At 71.6% G+C, this 17,102-nt stretch carries 20 protein-coding genes and 1 riboswitch; of the genes, 7 read left to right on the top strand and 13 right to left on the bottom strand.

Annotated features, from left to right (window positions below):
• Positions 1–846 carry an anti-sigma factor RsbA family regulatory protein gene (locus OJ997_RS31845; RefSeq protein ID WP_270029417.1) on the top strand — a complete coding sequence of 282 codons (846 nt, stop codon included), beginning with the start codon at positions 1–3 and terminating at the stop codon, positions 844–846.
• On the opposite strand, the gene thrB is transcribed toward OJ997_RS31845, so the two are convergent.
• From thrB to OJ997_RS31815, 6 genes are read right to left on the bottom strand one after another with little or no spacing between them, the layout of a single operon-like run.
• Positions 821–1,669: a homoserine kinase gene (gene thrB, locus OJ997_RS31840; protein WP_270029416.1), complete on the bottom strand. Its 849-nt coding sequence runs from the start codon at positions 1,667–1,669 to the stop codon at positions 821–823. The genes OJ997_RS31845 and thrB overlap by 26 nt on opposite strands.
• Positions 1,666–2,673: a threonine synthase gene (gene thrC / locus OJ997_RS31835; protein WP_270029415.1), complete on the bottom strand. Its 1,008-nt coding sequence runs from the start codon at positions 2,671–2,673 to the stop codon at positions 1,666–1,668. The genes thrB and thrC overlap by 4 nt, the downstream gene beginning before the upstream one ends.
• The gene (locus OJ997_RS31830) at positions 2,673–3,899 is read right to left on the bottom strand and encodes a homoserine dehydrogenase (RefSeq protein ID WP_270029414.1); all 1,227 of its coding nucleotides are present in this window, start codon (positions 3,897–3,899) and stop codon (positions 2,673–2,675) included. The genes thrC and OJ997_RS31830 overlap by 1 nt, the downstream gene beginning before the upstream one ends.
• On the bottom strand, positions 3,883–5,124 hold the full coding sequence (gene lysA, locus OJ997_RS31825; protein ID WP_270029413.1) for a diaminopimelate decarboxylase: 1,242 nt from the start codon (positions 5,122–5,124) through the stop codon (positions 3,883–3,885). The genes OJ997_RS31830 and lysA overlap by 17 nt, the downstream gene beginning before the upstream one ends.
• 22 nt (positions 5,125–5,146) lie before the next feature.
• The gene (locus OJ997_RS31820) at positions 5,147–5,857 is read right to left on the bottom strand and encodes a prolipoprotein diacylglyceryl transferase (protein ID WP_270029412.1); all 711 of its coding nucleotides are present in this window, start codon (positions 5,855–5,857) and stop codon (positions 5,147–5,149) included.
• Between the two features lie 33 nt (positions 5,858–5,890).
• Entirely contained in the window at positions 5,891–7,042 is a 1,152-nt protein-coding gene (locus tag OJ997_RS31815) for a murein hydrolase activator EnvC family protein (protein ID WP_270029411.1), read from the bottom strand.
• Positions 7,043–7,159: 117 nt separating this feature from the next.
• On the opposite strand from OJ997_RS31815, the gene htpX reads away from it, so the two are divergent.
• On the top strand, positions 7,160–8,050 hold the full coding sequence (gene htpX, locus OJ997_RS31810; RefSeq protein ID WP_270029410.1) for a zinc metalloprotease HtpX: 891 nt from the start codon (positions 7,160–7,162) through the stop codon (positions 8,048–8,050).
• A gap of 10 nt (positions 8,051–8,060) precedes the next feature.
• A complete protein-coding gene (gene pspAB / locus OJ997_RS31805) occupies positions 8,061–8,633 on the top strand; it encodes a PspA-associated protein PspAB (protein WP_270029408.1) in 573 nt (190 codons plus the stop codon).
• Here the strand turns inward: pspAB and OJ997_RS31800 are convergent.
• The 7 genes from OJ997_RS31800 to OJ997_RS31770 all read right to left on the bottom strand — a co-directional run bounded on the left by OJ997_RS31800 (position 8,630) and on the right by OJ997_RS31770 (position 13,893).
• The gene (locus OJ997_RS31800; protein WP_270029407.1) at positions 8,630–9,358 is read right to left on the bottom strand and encodes a class I SAM-dependent methyltransferase; all 729 of its coding nucleotides are present in this window, start codon (positions 9,356–9,358) and stop codon (positions 8,630–8,632) included. The genes pspAB and OJ997_RS31800 overlap by 4 nt on opposite strands.
• A 15-nt stretch (positions 9,359–9,373) precedes the next feature.
• Positions 9,374–10,150 (bottom strand): DUF4097 family beta strand repeat-containing protein, encoded by a 777-nt coding sequence (locus tag OJ997_RS31795; RefSeq protein ID WP_270029406.1) that lies wholly within the window; start codon positions 10,148–10,150, stop codon positions 9,374–9,376.
• Entirely contained in the window at positions 10,147–10,809 is a 663-nt protein-coding gene (locus OJ997_RS31790; RefSeq protein WP_270029405.1) for a response regulator, read from the bottom strand. Before OJ997_RS31790 ends, OJ997_RS31795 begins: the two co-directional genes overlap by 4 nt.
• Positions 10,797–12,008: a sensor histidine kinase gene (locus OJ997_RS31785; RefSeq protein WP_270029404.1), complete on the bottom strand. Its 1,212-nt coding sequence runs from the start codon at positions 12,006–12,008 to the stop codon at positions 10,797–10,799. Before OJ997_RS31785 ends, OJ997_RS31790 begins: the two co-directional genes overlap by 13 nt.
• Before the next feature lie 242 nt (positions 12,009–12,250).
• Positions 12,251–12,529, bottom strand: a complete 279-nt coding sequence (gene pspAA / locus OJ997_RS31780; protein WP_270029402.1) for a PspA-associated protein PspAA — start codon at positions 12,527–12,529, stop codon at positions 12,251–12,253.
• Complete coding sequence (locus OJ997_RS31775; RefSeq protein ID WP_270029400.1) at positions 12,526–13,290, bottom strand: PspA/IM30 family protein; 765 nt, start codon at positions 13,288–13,290, stop codon at positions 12,526–12,528. The genes pspAA and OJ997_RS31775 overlap by 4 nt, the downstream gene beginning before the upstream one ends.
• Before the next feature lie 69 nt (positions 13,291–13,359).
• Positions 13,360–13,893, bottom strand: coding sequence for a hypothetical protein (locus OJ997_RS31770; protein WP_270029399.1), 534 nt, complete (start codon positions 13,891–13,893; stop codon positions 13,360–13,362).
• Positions 13,894–14,003: 110 nt separating this feature from the next.
• Positions 14,004–14,145, bottom strand: a riboswitch (cyclic di-AMP (ydaO/yuaA leader).
• A 109-nt stretch (positions 14,146–14,254) separates the two neighbouring features.
• Between OJ997_RS31770 and OJ997_RS31765 the strand changes: the two genes are divergently transcribed.
• The 4 genes from OJ997_RS31765 to xseA are packed head-to-tail and all read left to right on the top strand — an operon-like array spanning position 14,255 to position 17,090.
• Complete coding sequence (locus OJ997_RS31765) at positions 14,255–15,445, top strand: cell wall-binding repeat-containing protein (RefSeq protein WP_270029398.1); 1,191 nt, start codon at positions 14,255–14,257, stop codon at positions 15,443–15,445.
• Between the two features lie 4 nt (positions 15,446–15,449).
• Positions 15,450–15,761 (top strand): hypothetical protein, encoded by a 312-nt coding sequence (locus OJ997_RS31760; RefSeq protein ID WP_270029397.1) that lies wholly within the window; start codon positions 15,450–15,452, stop codon positions 15,759–15,761.
• On the top strand, positions 15,758–15,976 hold the full coding sequence (locus tag OJ997_RS31755) for a hypothetical protein (protein WP_270029395.1): 219 nt from the start codon (positions 15,758–15,760) through the stop codon (positions 15,974–15,976). The genes OJ997_RS31760 and OJ997_RS31755 overlap by 4 nt, the downstream gene beginning before the upstream one ends.
• A 37-nt stretch (positions 15,977–16,013) precedes the next feature.
• Positions 16,014–17,090, top strand: a complete 1,077-nt coding sequence (gene xseA / locus OJ997_RS31750) for an exodeoxyribonuclease VII large subunit (protein WP_270029394.1) — start codon at positions 16,014–16,016, stop codon at positions 17,088–17,090.
• Positions 17,091–17,102 lie beyond the last annotated feature (12 nt).

Raw genomic sequence — 17,102 nt, 5'->3', positions numbered from 1 at the left:
GTGGCCTTCCTTCACGAAGCGCTCCGCTACCACGGCACCGACGGGCTGCTCGCCGGAGTCCTGCCGTACGTCCGCGAAGGTCTGCAACGGCAGGAGCCGGTGCGTGTGGCCGCGCGCGAGCAGACGCTGGCGCCGCTGCGGGAAGCGCTCGGCGAGGACGCCACGCGCGTGGAGCTCATCGAGATCGACCGCAACCCGGCGCGGATCATCCCCTTCTGGCGCGAGTACGTCGAGGCCCACCGTGGCCCGGTGCGCGGCGTCGGCGAGCCGATCTACCCAGGCCGCGGGCCGGACGAGCTCGTCGAGTGCCAGCTGCACGAGTCGCTGCTGAACGTCGCCTTCGAGGAGGACTTCGCGCTGCTGTGCCCGTACGACGCGGGCGGGCTGTCCGAGGACGTCCTGCACGAGGCGTGCCGGAGCCACCCGATCGTCGACGGCGCGCCGAGCCCGCACTACCGCGACGAGCCGCTCCCGCTCGCGCCGCTGCCGCCCCCGCCCACCGGCTCGCGCGTGCTCGGCTTCGACCTGGAGTCGCTGTCGGAGGTCCGTCAGCTCGTGCGCGACGCGGGCGGCGAGCCCGACTTCGTGCTCGCGGTCGACGAGGTCGCGATCAACAGCGTCCAGCACGGCGGCGGCCGCGGGATCGTGCGCCTGTGGCGCGAGGACGACGCGCTCGTGTGCGACGTGCGCGACCAGGGCATCATCCGCGACCCGTTCGCCGGGCGCACCCGTCCGGACGTCGACGCCTTCGGCGGCCGCGGCCTGTGGATCGCCAACCAGGTCTGCGAGCTCGTGCAGATCCGGCCCGGCGCCGTGCGAGTTAGAGCCGGACTTCAGCGCCGGTAGGCGTGAAGGGCACGCGGTGCACGTCGGCCCAGCCGTCGGCGTGCTCGTGCAGGCGCTCGGCGACCACGCCGCTGCTCTCGAAGTCGCACCAGACGAGCACCGTCGGGCCGGCGCCGGAGATCGTCGCTCCCAGCGCGCCGAGAGCCTTGGCCTCCTGGACGAGCTCCCACGAGCGCGGGTAGAGATGGGCGCGGCGCGGCTGGTGCAGCCGGTCGCCGAGCCCGCGCGCCACGAGGCCCAGGTCACCGCGCGCGAGGCCGAGCACGAGCATCGAGGCGTGGGCGATGTTGAACACCGCGTCGCTCATCGGGATCCGGGAGGGCAGCGCTTCGCGGGCCTTCTGCGTGCGCACGGCCTGACCGGGCACGACGAGCAGGCACTCGAGCCCGGGCGGCGGGTCGAAGCGCTCCGCGTGGCCGTCGACGCACAACACGAAGCCGCCGAGCAGCGCCGCGGCGACGTTGTCCGGGTGCCCTTCGATCTTGGTCGCCTCGGCGAGCACGTCGGCGCCCAGCTCGAAGATCGAGTCGGCGGCGGCGAGGCCGGCGACGATCGCCGCCGCGCTCGTCCCGAGCCCGCCACTCAGCGGGATGTCGGACCGGATCGTGAACTCGAAGTCGTCGGCCGGCGCGAGCGCCTGGAAGCCGCGGACGATCAGGTTGCGGCGGTCGCGCGCGATCCGCAGGTCGGTGTGGACGGCGAACTGCCCCGTCTCGACGACGTCGACCTCCATGTGCAGGTCGAGCGCCGCGCCCATGACGTCGAACCCCGGGCCGAGGTTGGCCGAGGACGCGGGGACGCGGACGGTCCGCCGCCTATTCAACCCAGGACGGCCTTCTCGACCGCCGCCATGTCGGGCTCGCACGGCACGACGGCGCCGGCCTGCGCGAGGGCGGTCTGGGGATCCTTGAGCCCGTTGCCGGTGAGCACGCAGACGACGCGCTCGGCGTCCTCCACGCCGTGGGCGAGCAGCCCCGCGACGGAGGCGGCCGAAGCGGGCTCGCAGAACACGCCTTCGTTGGCGGCCAGGAAGCGGTAGGCGTCCAGGATCTGGTCGTCGCTGACGGCGGCCACGCGGCCGTGCGAGGACGTGAAGGCGTCCATCGCCTCTTCCCAGCGCGCCGGGTTGCCGATCCGGATCGCGCTCGCGACGGTCTCCGGGTTCGGGAACGGCTTGCCGGTCACGAGCGGCGCGGCGCCCTCGGCCTGGAAGCCGAACAGGCGCGGCGCTGCGCCCATCTCCTTGAAGCCCTTCCAGTACGCGGTCACGTTGCCCGCGTTGCCGACCGGGATGCAGAGCGCGTCGAGCTCGCCGAGCGAGTCCAGCAGCTCGAAGGCCGCCGTCTTCTGGCCCTCCAGGCGGAACGGGTTGACCGAGTTCACCAGCGCGATCGGGTGGCGCTGGGTGAGCTCGCGGACGAGCTTCAGGGCCTCGTCGAAGTTGCCGCGCAGGGCGATCACGCGCGCGCCGTGCATCAGCGCCTGGGCGAGCTTGCCCGTGGCGATCTTGCCGTCCGGGACGATCACGGCGCCGCGCAGGCCGGCGCGAGCGGCGTAGGCGGCCAGCGATGCCGCCGTGTTGCCCGTGGACGCGCAGATGACGGTCTCGGCGCCGTTGCGGACGGCGTCGGAGACCGCGCACGTCATGCCGCGGTCCTTGAAGGAGCCGGTCGGGTTCGCGCCCTCGACCTTCAGCCACACCTCCTTGCCGACGCGCTCGGACAGGCGCTCGGCGAGCACGAGCGGCGTCGAGCCCTCTTCCAGCGAGATGACCGGGTCGCCCGGGGCGAACGGCAACCGGTCGGCGTAGCGGGTCATGAGGCCCATCAGTCGTTGAACTCCTCGTCGAGCACGCGGATCGCGCGCGGCTCCGACCGCACGAACGGCATCCGCGCGAGCAGCTGGACAGCGCCGTAGAAGCGGGATTCGAGCAGCGGGTGGATGACCATCACCAGCCGCGCCTGGCCGCCCAGCCCGCGCTGGACGACGGACTTGATCGACGCGCCCTGCATGCCGAGCACCTCGGCCACCTGGGCGAGCACGCCCGGCTCGTCGTCGACTTCCATCGCCAGGTAGAACGCGGACTTCACGTCGGCCACGACCGGCAGCGACGCGGTCGTCTCCGGCGTCGAGGCGGGTGGGATCATCGCGCTGATCACGTCGCCGATGACGGCGCTCGCGGTCTGCGGGCCGCCCGCGCCGGGGCCGGACAGCGTGATCTCGGTGATCGCCTCCGACTCGACCGTGACGGCGTTGAAGGAGCCGTTGACGGACGCGAGCGGGTGGCCGGGGTACAGGAACGCGGGGTGCACGCGGACGCTGATGCCGTCGTCGACGCGCTCGGCGGTCCCGATCAGCTTCAGCGCGAGCCCGAAGTCCCGCGCGTAGTTCATGTCCTCGCCGGTGATGTGCTCGATGCCCTCGTAGGTGACCTGGTCGAGCGTGACCGGGGTCGAGAACGCGAGCCGGGCGAGGATCGCCATCTTGGCGGCGGCGTCCTTGCCGGTGACGTCGTCGGTCGGGTCGGCCTCGGCGTAGCCCAGCTCCTGCGCGCGCTTGAGCGCGTCGGCGTAGGCCGTCCCGCCGCGGGCCATCTCGGACAGGATGAAGTTCGTCGTGCCGTTGACGATGCCGTGGATGCGCTCCACGTGCGCGCCCGCCAGGGTCTCCTGCAGGACGCGGATGACGGGCACGACGCCGGCCACCGCGCCCTCGAAGCGCAGCTGGACGTTGTGCTCGCGGGCCGTGCTCCACAGCTCCTCGCCGTGGCTCGCCAGCAGGAGCTTGTTGGCGGAGACGACGTGCTTGCCGGCCCGCATCGCGCGCAGGACGTAGTCGCGCGCCGGGTCGATGCCGCCGATCAGCTCCACGACCAGGTCGCTGCCGGCGAGGATCTCCTCGAAGTCGCCGCGCGAGCGCGTGAGCACACCGGTGACCTCCGGGCGTACGCCGGTGATGTGGGCGATCGCGTCCGCGCGCTCGGCGAGCAGCTGCTCGAACGCGGCACCCACGGTGCCGTGCCCGAGGAGCCCGACCCTATACGTCTCGGCCATGCAGGTCCTCGAAGGTCTCACGGCGCACGACCAGGCGGGCTTCGCCGTCCTTGCAGAAGACGACGGGCGGCCTGGGGACGCCGTTGTAGTTGTTGGCCATCGCGTACACGTAGGCGCCGGTCACCGGGGTCACGAGCACGTCGCCCGGCTTCGGCTCGTGCAGCGCCGTCTCCCGGATCAGCACGTCACCCGACTCGCAGTGCTTGCCCACCACCGTGCAGGGTGTGCCCGCCGCGCCCACGCGATCAACCAGATCCGCCTGGTAGGGGGCGTCGTAGAGCATCGGGCGCAGGTTGTCGCTCATGCCGCCGTCGACGGCGACGAAGCGCACGTTGCCGTCGGGCAGATCCACGTCCTTGACCGACTCGACCGTGTAGAGCGTCACGCCGGCGCTGGCGGTGAGCGCGCGGCCGGGCTCGATGCTCAGGCGCTTGCCGGTGCCGAGCAGCTCGTTGGCGGACGCGACCATGTTGCCCACGAACTCGGTGACGCTCGGCGGGCGGCGATCCGTGTAGGCCACGGCGAGGCCGCCGCCGAGGTCGTAGGCGGGGAAGTCGCCGAGGGTGGCGATCGCCTCGACCGCCAGTCGCCACGGCTCGAGGTCGAACAGCTGCGAGCCGATGTGCATGTGCAGGCCGTGCAGGTCCGCCCACGGCGCGTTGGTCAGCCGCTCGATGGCCAGCGGCGCCTGCGCGAGGCTGAAGCCGAACTTCGAGCCCGCGTGGCCCGTCAGGATCGCGGCGTGCGTGTCGGCGACGACGCCCGGCGTGACGCGGATGAGCACGTTCGCGGGCTTGCCGAGCGCGTCGAGCTTGTCGATGTCGTCGAAGTTGTCGACGACGATCCGGGCGCCCGCGTCCACGGCCGCCTCCAGCTCCCGCGCGGACTTCGCGTTGCCGTGCAGGATGATCCGGTCGCCGCTGAAGCCGGCGCTCGTGGCGAGCGCGAGCTCACCGCCCGACGCGACGTCGACGGACAGACCCTCCTCCTCGAACACGCGCAGCACGGCGGTGCACGGGAAGGCCTTGGAGGCGAAGATGACCTCGCCCTCGCCCATCGCCGCGCGGAACTCGCGGGCGCGGGCGCGCAGGTCGTCTTCCGCGACGGCGTAGAGCGGCGTGCCGAACTCGCGCGCGAGGTCGGCGGCATCACAGCCGCCGATGCTCAGGCGGCCGTCATCGACGCTCGAGGCGTGCGGGTACAGGTGGCTGGCCGTGGCGGGCACGGCCGAAGAGGTTAGGGAGTCCCTACGCGGTGCGAGCGGCGGGTGCGCTGACGCGGCCGCGGAGGACCAGCAGGAGCGCCACGCCGGCGACCATGAAGCCGACCGACACCCACTGCGCCTGGGTGAGCCCGAGCGCGACCGCGTCGTTGCGGCGCAGGAACTCGATCAGGAAGCGCTCGACGCCGACGCCGATCAGGTAGATGCCACTCAGGATGCCCGGCCGGAAGCGGTCACGCAGGCGCCAGAGGACGATCGCGAACGCGCCCATGATCAGCGTCTCGTAGATCGGCGTCGGGTGCACGGGCGTGTCGATCGGCACGGTGCCGTCGGGGTAGGACATCGCCCACGGGCCGTCCCAGTCCTTGCCGTAGTCGCCGTCGCCGGCGAACTGGCAGCCGATCCGGCCGATCGCGTAGGCCGCGGCCAGCGAGGGGACGACGGCGTCGGCGAGCTTGAGGTCCAGCGCGCCCTTGTAGCTCGTCCAGGCGATCACGGCCAGCGCGCCGCCGATCAGGCCGCCGTAGAACGTGAGGCCGGTGCCACTGAACAGCGGGCCGCCGTTCTCGGCCAGGAACCAGAGCTTGGCGCCCACGATCCCACCGACGAGCGCGGCGAAGACCATCTCGTAGGCGAGGTCGACCGGCCGGCCGAGCTCCTTCAGGCGCCGCGCGACCATCCACCCGGCGACGAGGAACGCGATGCCCAGGCACAGCCCGAACATCTGGATGGTCAAAGGACCGAGGTTGAGCTCTGGATACAAGCGGGGCTAGAGGTAGTTCATCGGTGACACGACGGAGCCGTTGACCCGGGTCTCGAAATGGAGATGGTCCCCGAAGCAACGGCCGGTGCACCCAACGTAGCCGATCACCTGGCCCTGCTTGACGCTCGCGCCCATCGAGGTCGCGAACCGCGACTGGTGCGCGTAACACGTGGAGAGCGAGCTCGTGTGCTGGATGCAGGTGAAGTTGCCGTAGCCGCCGGACGCGGCCTCGCTCTGGATCAGGACGACCTTGCCGGACGCGGCGGCGCGGATCGGCGTGCCCGCCGGGACGCCGATGTCGATGCCCGGATGGCAGGACTCCCACGATCGGGACTCGCAGAACGGCGACGTGATCGGGCCGTTGACGGGCCAGATGAGGCCGCCCTGGCCGGGCTTGATCGGGCCGGCCGTCGCGGGGCCGCCGGAGAGGCGGGCGAGCCGCGCCTGGACCTTGGCCTGCGCCTCGCGCAGGCTCTCGACGTCGTCCTCGAGGTCGTGGCGGCGCTCCCGCGAGCTGACCAGCAGCGTCTGCTTGGACGCGCGGGCGGTCTGAATCCGCTCGCGCCGGTCCACGAGCCCGACGCGGACCGTGGAGACCTTGTCGCGCTCGGACTCGATCGCGGCGGCGACCTTGGCCTCGCGCGCCTCGAGCTTGTCCAGCCGGGCCTCGGTCGCGGTGGCGTCCGTCTTCGCGGCCGCGACCAGGTTCATGATCTTCGCGTCCTGCTTGGAGATGCGGGTCATGAACTCGGTGCGGGTCAGTAGGTCCTCGAAGCCGTTGGAGTCCAGGACGACCGAGATGAGGTCCGGGTCGCCGGCCTTGTAGAGGTCGAGCAGGCGCTGCGCGAGCGTGCGGCGCACGACAAGCAGACGGGCCTTCAGGCGGGTCAGCCGGGCGCGCTCGGTGCGCAGCTTGCGCTGGACGACGGCGAGCTCATCGCGCTTGGCGTCGAGCGAGGTCTGCAGCTTGCGCTGGCGGGCGGAGAGCGTGTCGATGTCCGTCTGCAGGCCGTTGATGCGCTTGGACTGCGACGCGATGTCGCTCGTGAGCACGCGCTCCTTGGCCTTGTGCCCGCCGATCAGCCCGTTCTTGCGGTCGATCTTCTCCTGGATCGAGCCAGGGGACTGCGCCGCGGACGAGCCGACGGGAATGAGCAAGCACAGGCATACAGCAGCGGCCCAGACCGCACGCGACTGCATCAGGCCCCGAGGCTAGTGGGCTCGGCCGTAAATCTTGATAAGGCCGTTGCAGCGGCTGCGAAAATGAGAGACCAGATGCCCAGACCCACCTCGTTCGGCAAGGACACCGGCCTCCAGATCCGCATGGCCACCACGTTGTTGCTGCTCGGCGCCGTGTACGTGGTGCTGGGCGGCGTGCTCTTCTTCTTCCTCGAAGACGCGGTCTTCATGATCGTGATCCTCGTCGGCCTCGCCGCGCTGCAGTTCTTCACGTCGGACAAGCTCGCGCTGGCCGCCATGGGCGCCCGCGTCGTCACGCCGCAGGAGGCGCCGCAGCTGCACGCGATGATCGACCGCCTGTGCGTGCAGGCCGACCTGCCGAAGCCGAAGGTGGCGATCGCCAACACGCGGATGCCGAACGCGTTCGCGCTGGGCCGCTCGCCCAAGAACGCGACCGTGTGCGCCACCACGGGCATCATGGAGCTGCTCACGCCGGCGGAGCTCGAGGGCGTCATGGCGCACGAGCTCACGCACGTCGCCAACCGCGACGTGGCGATCATGACCGTGGCGTCCTTCTTCGCCACGATCGCCGCCTACATCGTCCAGTTCGGCTTCTTCTTCGGCGGCGGCTCGTCCTCCGATGACGACGACAGCCCGAGCGTGCTCGTGCTGTTCCTCGTCTCGCTGGTCGTCTACTTCGTCTCGTTCCTGCTCATCCAGGCGCTGTCGCGGTACCGCGAGTTCGCGGCCGACCGCGGCGCGGCGCTCATCACGGGCCGGCCGAGCGCGCTCTCCAGCGCCCTCTACAAGATCTCCAGCGGGATGGCGCAGATCCCCAAGCAGGACCTGCGCGCGTCGAGCGAGCTGAACGCGTTCTTCATCTTCCCGACGAGCATCGGCGGCCTGTTCGCCACGCACCCGCCGATGGAGAAGCGCATCGAGGCTCTTTCCCGCCTCGAGGCTCAGCTCCAGGGCCAGCGGGTCTAAGCTCCCGCACATGGGCCTCTTCGACATCCTCCGCGGCAAGCGCGAGCTCAAGCAGCCTGCCGCGGACCGGCTGTTCGCCATGTCCACGGCGTACATCAAGCTCGAGATGGAGCTCGAGCTGACGACCACGGGCCAGGCCGCGATCGTCTTCCAGCCGCTGGCGACCGCCGACTTCGAAGGCATCGTCAAGGACATGGAGGAGGTCGTGAACGCGACGGGCGAGGAGACGGGCACCACCGTCACCTCGGACGACGACGAGTTCGGCTACCGCTGGATGATCCTCAACGACCCCGACATGGAAGACCTCGTCGTCGGCGTCAACGCGGTCTCGAGCGCGATCCAGGGCGGCGGCTACGGCGACCGCGTGCTGTGCGCCGTGTTCGCCCTCAAGGACGCCCGCGACCGCAAGCTCTACTGGATCTACAACTACAAGCGCGGCGGGTTCTACCCGTTCGTGCCGGCCGGCGGCGCGCAGCAGCGCGACAACGAGCGCGAGCTGCGGCTGAAGGCCCAGATCGGCGCCGACCTGCCGATCGAGCCCGAGCTCGAGCGCTGGTTCCCCTTGTGGGGAATCCCGATCTAGGCGATCGCGACGATCACCAGGCGGCTGTCGGGCGTGAAGGGCTCGAGGTTCCAGCCGCCCCAGCACTTGACCTCGCCGAACCCCGCCGCGCGCAGCAGGGCGACGAGCTCGGACGCGGTGTAGATCCGCGCCGTGGTCGGCCTGGACTCGCGCTCGCCGCTGGCCTCGATGAGCGTCTGGATCGTCTGCGTCACGCCCTCCACGGGCTCGAACGTGCGTTGCTCGAGGAGCAGGCGCCCCTCGCCCACGAGCCGCCAGTCGTTGTCCTGCCACGTCCGCACGAGCTGGTCGCGATGCTTGGTCTCCAGCACGAGCCTGCCGCCCGGCTTGAGCACGCGCCGGGTCTCCGCGAGCACCCGCGCATCCTCCTGATAGCCGAGCGAGAAGAGGTTCAGGGCGGCGTCGAACCGGTCGTCCGCGAACGGCAGCTCGCGGTAGTCGGCGCGCGCGAACTTGGGCCAGCGCGCGGAGCCGGCACGCCTGCGCGCCTCGTCGAGCAGCGTCTGCGACCGGTCCACACCCGTGACGCGATAGCCCGCCTCGGCGAGCGGCACGCAATGCCGGCCGAACCCGCAGCCGACATCCAGGATCTCGTGCTCAGGAGCCGCCTTCGCCAGGCGCGCCGCGGCGAGCGCCTCCGCCGCGTCTTCAGCGGGATCCGTGTGCGCGTAGATCCGCAGGTAGAAGTCGCTGAAGTACGCGTCGAGGTCGTCGGCGGCGCTCATCGCCGCCGAGGGTACTCAGCCGCCGTAGTCGATGAGGATGTCGCCCGAGCCCGAGTCGGCCCGCAGGAGGCGGTTCGAGCTGGTGCTCTCGCTGACGCCGGTGTTCGTCTTGCCGCTCCCGGTGTCCATCTCGACCCGGTAGTCCTCGACGCCGGAGGGGACGAGGATGCGGATGTCGCCGGAGCCCGTGTCGGCGTCGGCGCTGAGCGGCGGACCCGCGAACCGCAGGTCCACGTCGCCCGAGGCGGTCTCGGCCATCGCGCGGTCGCCGCTCAGGGCGCGGGCGATGATGTCGCCGGAGCCGGAATCGAGCGTGACGTCGCGCGCGCTCCCGTCGACCGCGATGTCGCCCGAGGAGGTGTGCAGGTTCGCGGCCCCGCCGAGGTCGCGGGCGACGATGTCCCCCGAACCGGCGTCGACGGTCACGGCCGTGCTCCCCGGCACCCGCAGGATGACCTCGGAGTTGCAGTCGCCGAAGCCCCACACCGGGCAGTTGGCGGTGACGTGCACGAGCGAGCCGTCGACCTCGATCCGCGGCGCGGGCGCGTGCAACGTGCCCTCGGCGCGGCCGTCGATGTGGATCTTGCCGTCGTCGGACCGCAGGATCGTCACGTCGCCGTTGCTCGACTCCACCACCAGCTCGTCGACCGGGCCGGCGATCGTGCGGGTCGAGTTGCCCTCGACCGTGCCGACACTCCACGACGCGACCGAGATCGCGGCGCACATGGTGAAGAAGAGGGCGAGCAGGCCTCCGGCGAGCAGCGCGAGGCGACGATCCGTGCGGCGGGTCATGCGTGGTTGTCCGTCCCGTGCTCGAGGTACCGCAGGACGGCCAGGACGCGACGGTGCGCCTGGTCGGCCGGGGGCAGCCCGAGCTTGTTGAAGATGTTCGTGACGTGCTTCTCGACGGCGCCCTCGGTGACGACGAGCGACTCCGCGATCAGGCCGTTCGTGCGGCCCTCGGCCATCAGGCCGAGCACCTCGCGCTCACGCGGCGAGAGCTTCTCCAGCGGGTCCCGCTTGCCCGAGCGTACGAGCAGCTGCGTGACGACCTCCGGGTCCAGCGCGGCGCCGCCCATGGCGACGCGGCGCAGCGCCTCGAGGAACTCGCGCACGTCGGCCACCCGGTCCTTGAGCAGGTAGCCGATGCCGCGCGAGTCGCCCGCGATCAGGTCGACCGCGTAGCGCTCCTCGACGTACTGGGAGAGCATCAGGATCGAGACGTCCGGCCACTGCTTGCGGATCACGAGCGCGGCCTTGACGCCCTCGTCGTTGAACGTGGGCGGCATGCGCACGTCGACGACGCACACGTCCGGCTGGTGCTCCTGGACGGAGCGGATCAGCGCCTCGCCGTTGTCGACGACGTCGACGACTTCGAAGCCGCCCTCCTCGAGGAGGCGCACGAGGCCCTCGCGCAGCAGCACCGCGTCCTCGGCGATCACCGCTCGCATGGCAACTCCACGCGCAGATTGGTTCCGTGTCCTAGTGGGCTCACAACGGTCATCTCACCATCAACCGCACGCACGCGGTCCCTGAGGCCCACCAGGCCGGTGCCGTTGAGCTCCGCGCCGCCGATCCCGTTGTCGAGCACCTCGACCACCAGCCGGTCGCCCTGAAGCTCGGCGCTGAGCCACGCGCGGGACGCCTGGGCGTGCTTGGCGACGTTGGTCAGGGCCTCGGCCACGAAGAAGTACGCGATCGCCTCGCTGCCGGGGCTGCAGCGCAGCGGCAGGTCGACGTCGACGGCCACCGGCACCGGGCAGCGCGCGGCGAGGGCGCTGACGGCGGCGTCCAGCCCACGGTCGGTCAGCACCGCCGGGTGGATGCCTCGCGCCAGGTTGCGCAGCTCCACGAGCGCCTCCTTGGCCTCCCCGTGCGCCTCGGCGACGAGCCGCTGCGTGTGCACCGGGTCCTCGGACGCGCGGGCGCGGCCGAGCGTCATCGCCAGCGCGACGAGCCGCTGCTGCGCGCCGTCGTGCAGGTCGCGCTCGATCCGGCGCCGCTCGGCGTCGGCGGCGGCGACCATGCCGGCGCGGGTCTCCTCCAGCGTGTCCACGCGGGCGGAGAGGCGCTCACGCTCGCCCGGCTCGAGCAGCAGCCGCGCCATCGCCACCTGGACGGCGGCGATCCCGCGGCCGAGCCACGGCGCCGCGCCGAGGGCGGCCAGTCCGAGCACGAGGTGCAGGAAGGCGGCCGGGACGTAGGGCAGGCCGAAGACGTCGTCGCCGGGGGTTGCCCAGCCCCACAGCGGGTAGCTGAGCAGGCCGATCGCCGCGCCCCACGCCCAGAACACGAGCGCCCCGCCCAGCGCGCCGACGATCGGCAGCGCGACGAGCCCGTAGAGCATCTCCATCCAGGCGCCGCGGGAGCTCACCCACGCCACCGCCCGCACTGGCACCGAACCCTCGCGGGGGAACGCGCGGGTGGGGAACTCGATGCCGAGGAGGGCGGCGGCGCGGCGGCGTTCGATCCGCGCGAGGACATGCGCGGAGAAGAACGCCAGCGCGACGAGCGGTGCGCCGGCCAGCGCCAGGAGCAGCGTCGGGATGCCGACCGCGAGTGAGATCGACAACGTGAGGAACGAGATGAACCCGAGCGCCGCGCTCAAAGCGACGTAAAGGGTGGTCTCGGTCATGCGGCGCACGTTCATCGTGGAGGAACGGTATGCGCCCGGCGGGGTGGCGACCAGACCAGCCACCCCGCTTCTTGCGTCTCTGGTTACCCCCCGCTGGCGTCCTGAGTTGAAGGTTCGCCGTGCCCTGCGGCCCGCATCGTCGTGGCTGGCGTTCGCCGGTGAGCTGGCTAGTACTGGTGGTACTCGCGAGCTCGCCGGCGGGCGTCAGGCGCGGCGAGGCGCCCGCAGGGTGCTGCGGTTCTTCGGCTCAGGGCGCCTTAGTCCGGGATGAGGCCCTCGCCGCTGAACTGCTCGCCGGCTTCCTCGAACGTGAGGTCGGGCGGCGGCAGGATCACGTCCGACTCCTCGAGCACGTCGTCGGCGACGGGCGTGCCGTCGCTGCGGACGAGCTCGATGAGCGACGCGAACACTTCACCGAAGCGCTCCTCGTCGCCGGACTCGACGATCGTCACGAGCTCGTTGTCGAGCTCGTTGAGGCGATCCACGTCCTCGTCGGGCAGCTCGTACTGCCCCTCCGTCGCGATCCGTACGATCACGCCGGCTTCTCCTCGGACTTGGTGGCCTCGCCGGCGCCGAGCTCCCCTTGCGGAGCGGAGCCGGTGCCGAGCTCGGCACGGAGCCGCGCGAGATCGTCGTCGACCGCGGACTGCGAGCTGAGTTCGTGGAGCTGACGGTCGATGTCGTCCTGGCCGGCCGTGAGGCTCAGCTGGTCGTCGAACGCGCCCGAGGCCTCGAGCTCGTCCATCGCGTTGGCGCGAGCGCGCATGTTCTCGGTCTTGTCGACCGCACGCTGCATCGCCATGCCGACATCGGCCATCTCCTCGCCCACGCCGGACGCGGCCTCGGAGATCTTCACGGAGGCCTCAGCGGCGGAGTACTGCGCCTTGATGACCTCCTTCTTGGTGCGGAACTGGTCGATCTTGGAGCGGAGCTTCGCTTCCTTGTCGACGAGCGACTGCTGCTGCGCCTCGAGCTCCTGGACCTGGGTGTCCAGGCCCTGCAGCTCGCCCTGGGCGAACTGCTTGCGCTCGAGCGCGACGCGCGCCAGATCCTCGCGATTCTGGGCAAGCGCCTGCCGCGCCTGCGTGTCCAGCTTCACGACCTGCTGCTCGAGCTTTTGCTGCTGGAGCTGCAGACGCTTCTTGGAGGTGACGACGTCGGCAATGCCCTTCTTGACCTGCTGAAGGAGCTCCATCTGCTTCTGGTAGCTGTACTCCAGGGTCTCAGCAGGATCCTCGGCCTTGTCGAGCATCTTGTTGATCTTGGACTTAATTACCGTGGAGAACCGCCCGGACATACCGGCCACGGCACCTCCCTTTCGTGTGTGGTCGGACTGATCGAGTCCGACCAAGCGTACCCGGCGGGACTAGAAGCCGACGGGATGGCGCTTCTTGAACCCGCGGGAGGAGCGCTCCCAGGGGCGCCAGCGGGGGCCACGGTCCATGGCCTTCTTGTGCTGGGCGGCGAGCTTGCGGTCGGCGCCACGGGGCGACGAGCCGATGCTGGTGTCCAGCCGCAGGCCGGCGATGACGGCGTAGGCGTGGCCCGGGTTGGTGTAGATCGTGATCCACTGCCCCGCGCCGGCTTCGCCCCAGCTCATGAAGCTGCCGGAGTCCAGCGGGCCTTCGAGGCCGAGCGTCTCGCCGCCGCCGAGCAGCGCGTAGGAGACGGTGCCGGAGCAGTCGTAGCCCTTGTCCTCGACCTTGGCGTGGCCGCCGCCGTAGCGGTACGGCTTGTCCTGGATCTTGTTGGCGGCGAAGATCGCCTGCTGCACCTGCGGCGGCGCGTCGGCCGGAGCGGCCGCGGTGCCGTCGGGGAGCAGCTGGGCCACGGCGCCGGGGACGACGATGTCCGTGGGGGCGGGCGGCGGGGTCGGCACCGGCGTCGGCGCCTGGTACACGGCACCGCCGGACTTGTCGGGAGCCGGAGCTTGCGCCAGAGCCGTGGCGGGAAGAACCAGCGTTAACGATGTCGAGACCGCAAGGGCGAACGCCCGCAGGGAAAGCAACCTATTCCTCTTTCGTCGGCCTACGGGGTTAGCTGACGGGCTGACGCTGAAAGAGCCTGCGTCTCACGCTTGCGCGTGACTCGCCCCAACTGCTTGGGTCCCCCGTCTTCTCGCGACCAACGAGAAGCTCGGCGTACGCGGCAACCTATCGAAAGCCGCGGTCAATTGTCCAGTGATACGCCCCATCCGGGGGATGAAGCGTGTTTGATCATAGATCGACCCGATGCGGCGAACCTTGAGTAGCCTCGTCCGGGTGCGTCTGATCGCTTGCCTGCTCGCGCTGGTCGTGCTCGTCGTCGGCTGCGGTGGCAGCGGCGACGCGCCTCCTACCGCCACGCCGCCTTCCACCCCGCCCGTCAAGGGCCAGGGCGGGAGCGAGGTCCCCGCCAGCGGGCCGCCGCTCGGCTTCCCGGTGTTCGCCACCAAGAACACGACGCGGGTCGCCGGCGCGGACGCGATCGCCGACGCCGCGGGGGTCGCGCTGGCGACGTATCCCGCGCGCACGACCGAGTCCCGCCCCACGGCCGTGATCCTCGCCGAGGCGCGGACCTGGCAGACCGGGCTCGCCGCGTCGGTGCTGGCGGCCAAGCCGATCCGCGCGCCGCTGCTGTTCGCGGACGGCGACACGATCCCGGACGCCACCCGCGCCGCGCTGGACGCGCTGCAGCCGACCGGCTCCAAGGAGGCGGGCGGCGCGCAGGTCATCCGCGTCGGGACCAAGGCACCGGTGGACGGCTACAAGACCACGGACATCCCGGCGGCCGCCTCACCGGCGGCGTTGGCCGCGGCGGTGGACCGGCTGCAGACCGCGGCCGCCGGCGCGGCGTCGACCGCGGTGGTGGTCGCGAGCTCCGACCGTCCCGAGTACGCGATGCCCGCCGCGGGCTGGGCGGCGTACTCCGGCAACCCGCTGCTGTGGGTGACCGCGCAGGGTGTGCCGCCGGAGACCGAGGCGGCCCTGAAGACCCACAAGAACGCCGCGATCTACGTGCTCGGGCCCGAGGACGCCGTGCCGGAGGCCGTGATCGACGCGCTGGGGAAGCTCGGGACGGTGAAGCGGATCGCGGCCGGTGACGCCTCCAACACCGCGATCGCGTTCGCCCGCTACGCGGACGGCAACTTCGGCTGGTCCGTGGTCGACCCGGGCCACGGGCTCGTGTTCGCGAACGTCCGCCGCCCCCAGGACGCGGCCGCCGCGGCGCCTTTGAGCGCGCACGGCAAGTACGGCCCGCTGCTGCTCGTGAGCGACGCGGGCGTGCTCGCGGAGCCGCTCCAGAACTACCTCCTGGACATCCAGCCGGGCTACGACGACGCCACCCCAGCCGTCCGCGGCGTCTACAACCACGGCTGGATCATCGGCGACGAGAGCGCGATGGCCGCCGCCGTCCAGGCCCGCATAGATACTCTGCTGGAGATCCACCCCGTCGATTCCGGAGCACCCTGAGCAGATGGCCGAAGCCGAGCAGCCCGAACGCGTCCGCGGAACCCGCGAGGTGACCACCGACGACATCCGTCAGCTCGTCGCGTCCGCCACGCCGCATTTCTCCTACCAGATCCGCAACCGGGTCCGGAAGCTCATCGCCGGCCTGCCCACGGACAGCCCCGTCCGCCTCTACGGCGAGGGCGAGATCGCCAAGCTCGAGAGCCTCGGCTTCACCGGCGAGGTCCGCGGCACGCCCAACGAGGACGGCATCGGCACCCTCGCGAGCGTCAACGACCACGAGCAGCCCCGCTACCTGCCCGGAGCGACCAAGGGTTGAACGAGCTGCTCGTCCTGGCGCTCCGCGCGACCTCCGGTCGCCACGCGGATGCCGCCCGGGACGTGCTGCTCACCGTGTTGCTGCTGGAGCTGCTGGCGGCGTCGGCGCATGACAGGCCGCCCCACGCTTCAGCGCGGGCGCCGCGGCGCGTGTACGCGCCTCGCCAACGCCTGGCGTCGCGTGGGTCCGTGACGGGCCGCCGCCCGCGCGGCTGACGGCGCCGTCCACCCCGCCGTCTAGCTTCAAGCGCGCATGGACGGCATTCCCGGCTCCACCCTCACGGGTCCGTTCGCGGTCGGCCAGTACGCCGCCGCGCTCAAGGACCGCCTGCGCGGCTTCACGCGCGTGCAGGTGTTCGGTGAGGTCTTCGGCTTCAAGGCCGGGCGGGCCAAGGTGTGGTTCGAGCTGCGGGACGCCGGCGGCGCGATTCCGTGCTCGATGTGGCGCGAGGACTTCGACAAGCTCAAGGTCGGGGCGCTCGCGGACGGCGCGCAGGTCGTCGTGGCGGGCGGGTGCGACTACTACCCGGGCTCGCGGACCGCGTCGCCGTCGTTCTCGTTCTCGGTCACGCGACTGCGGGTCGCGGGCGAGGGGGACCTGCTCGCGCAGCTCGACCAGCTCCGCAAGCGGCTGCACGCCGAGGGCCTGTTCGAGCCGCAGAAGGCCTTGCCGCGGCCGCGGCTGCCGAAGGTCATCGGCGTCGTCACGGGCGAGTCGGGCAAGGCGCGCGACGACGTCCTGGCGGGCCTGCGCCGGCGCGGCTGGGCCGGGCGGGTCGTGTGGGGCTTCGCGCCGGTCCAGGATCGCCACGCCGCGCCCGCGATCACGCGCAAGCTGCAGGACCTCGCGGCGTGCGAGGAGGTCGAGGTGATCGTCGTCGCGCGCGGCGGCGGGTCGCTCGCCGACCTGTTCGCGTTCTGCGACGAGACGCTCTGCCGCACGGTCGCGCTGCTGCGCGTGCCGGTCATCTCGAGCGTCGGCCACCACACGGACCGCACGCTGCTCGACGACGTCGCCGCCGTCGCCTGCTCGACGCCCACACACGCGGCCGAGACCGCCGTCCCCGTCGACTGCACCGCGGCGCGCGCGGCCCTGTCCGGCTCCGCCGCGCGCCTGCATCGCCAGAGCCGCCGCGCGGTGCTGGACCGCGCCCGCACGCTCGCACGGCTCTCGCGCGCGCCCGGCCACCACGTCGCCCGCCACCGCACGCGCCTGCACCAGCAGCTGCGGGAGCTACGCGCCGCCACCCGCCGCGCGATCACCACGGGCGAGCGCGGCACCCAGCAGCGCGCCGCCGCCCTCACCCGCAAGGCCACCGCCGCGGCCTAAGTCGGATCGTAG

The sequence above is a fragment of the Solirubrobacter phytolaccae genome, assembly GCF_027587195.1.
In the GTDB taxonomy this organism is placed as follows: domain Bacteria; phylum Actinomycetota; class Thermoleophilia; order Solirubrobacterales; family Solirubrobacteraceae; genus Solirubrobacter; species Solirubrobacter phytolaccae.
This window is presented reverse-complemented; position numbering and strand designations above follow the sequence as displayed.

Bases quoted from the DNA above. Each gene is read 5' to 3' on its own strand.
- thrC (WP_270029415.1), bottom strand. From the start codon at position 2,673: ATGGGCCTCATGACCCGCTACGCCGACCGGTTGCCGTTCGCCCCGGGC.
- OJ997_RS31830 (WP_270029414.1), bottom strand. From the start codon at position 3,899: ATGGCCGAGACGTATAGGGTCGGGCTCCTCGGGCACGGCACCGTGGGT.
- htpX (WP_270029410.1), top strand. From the start codon at position 7,160: ATGCCCAGACCCACCTCGTTCGGCAAGGACACCGGCCTCCAGATCCGC.
- pspAB (WP_270029408.1), top strand. From the start codon at position 8,061: ATGGGCCTCTTCGACATCCTCCGCGGCAAGCGCGAGCTCAAGCAGCCT.
- OJ997_RS31800 (WP_270029407.1), bottom strand. From the start codon at position 9,358: ATGAGCGCCGCCGACGACCTCGACGCGTACTTCAGCGACTTCTACCTG.
- OJ997_RS31795 (WP_270029406.1), bottom strand. From the start codon at position 10,150: ATGACCCGCCGCACGGATCGTCGCCTCGCGCTGCTCGCCGGAGGCCTG.
- OJ997_RS31790 (WP_270029405.1), bottom strand. From the start codon at position 10,809: ATGCGAGCGGTGATCGCCGAGGACGCGGTGCTGCTGCGCGAGGGCCTC.
- OJ997_RS31785 (WP_270029404.1), bottom strand. From the start codon at position 12,008: ATGAACGTGCGCCGCATGACCGAGACCACCCTTTACGTCGCTTTGAGC.
- OJ997_RS31775 (WP_270029400.1), bottom strand. From the start codon at position 13,290: ATGTCCGGGCGGTTCTCCACGGTAATTAAGTCCAAGATCAACAAGATG.
- OJ997_RS31760 (WP_270029397.1), top strand. From the start codon at position 15,450: ATGGCCGAAGCCGAGCAGCCCGAACGCGTCCGCGGAACCCGCGAGGTG.
- xseA (WP_270029394.1), top strand. From the start codon at position 16,014: ATGGACGGCATTCCCGGCTCCACCCTCACGGGTCCGTTCGCGGTCGGC.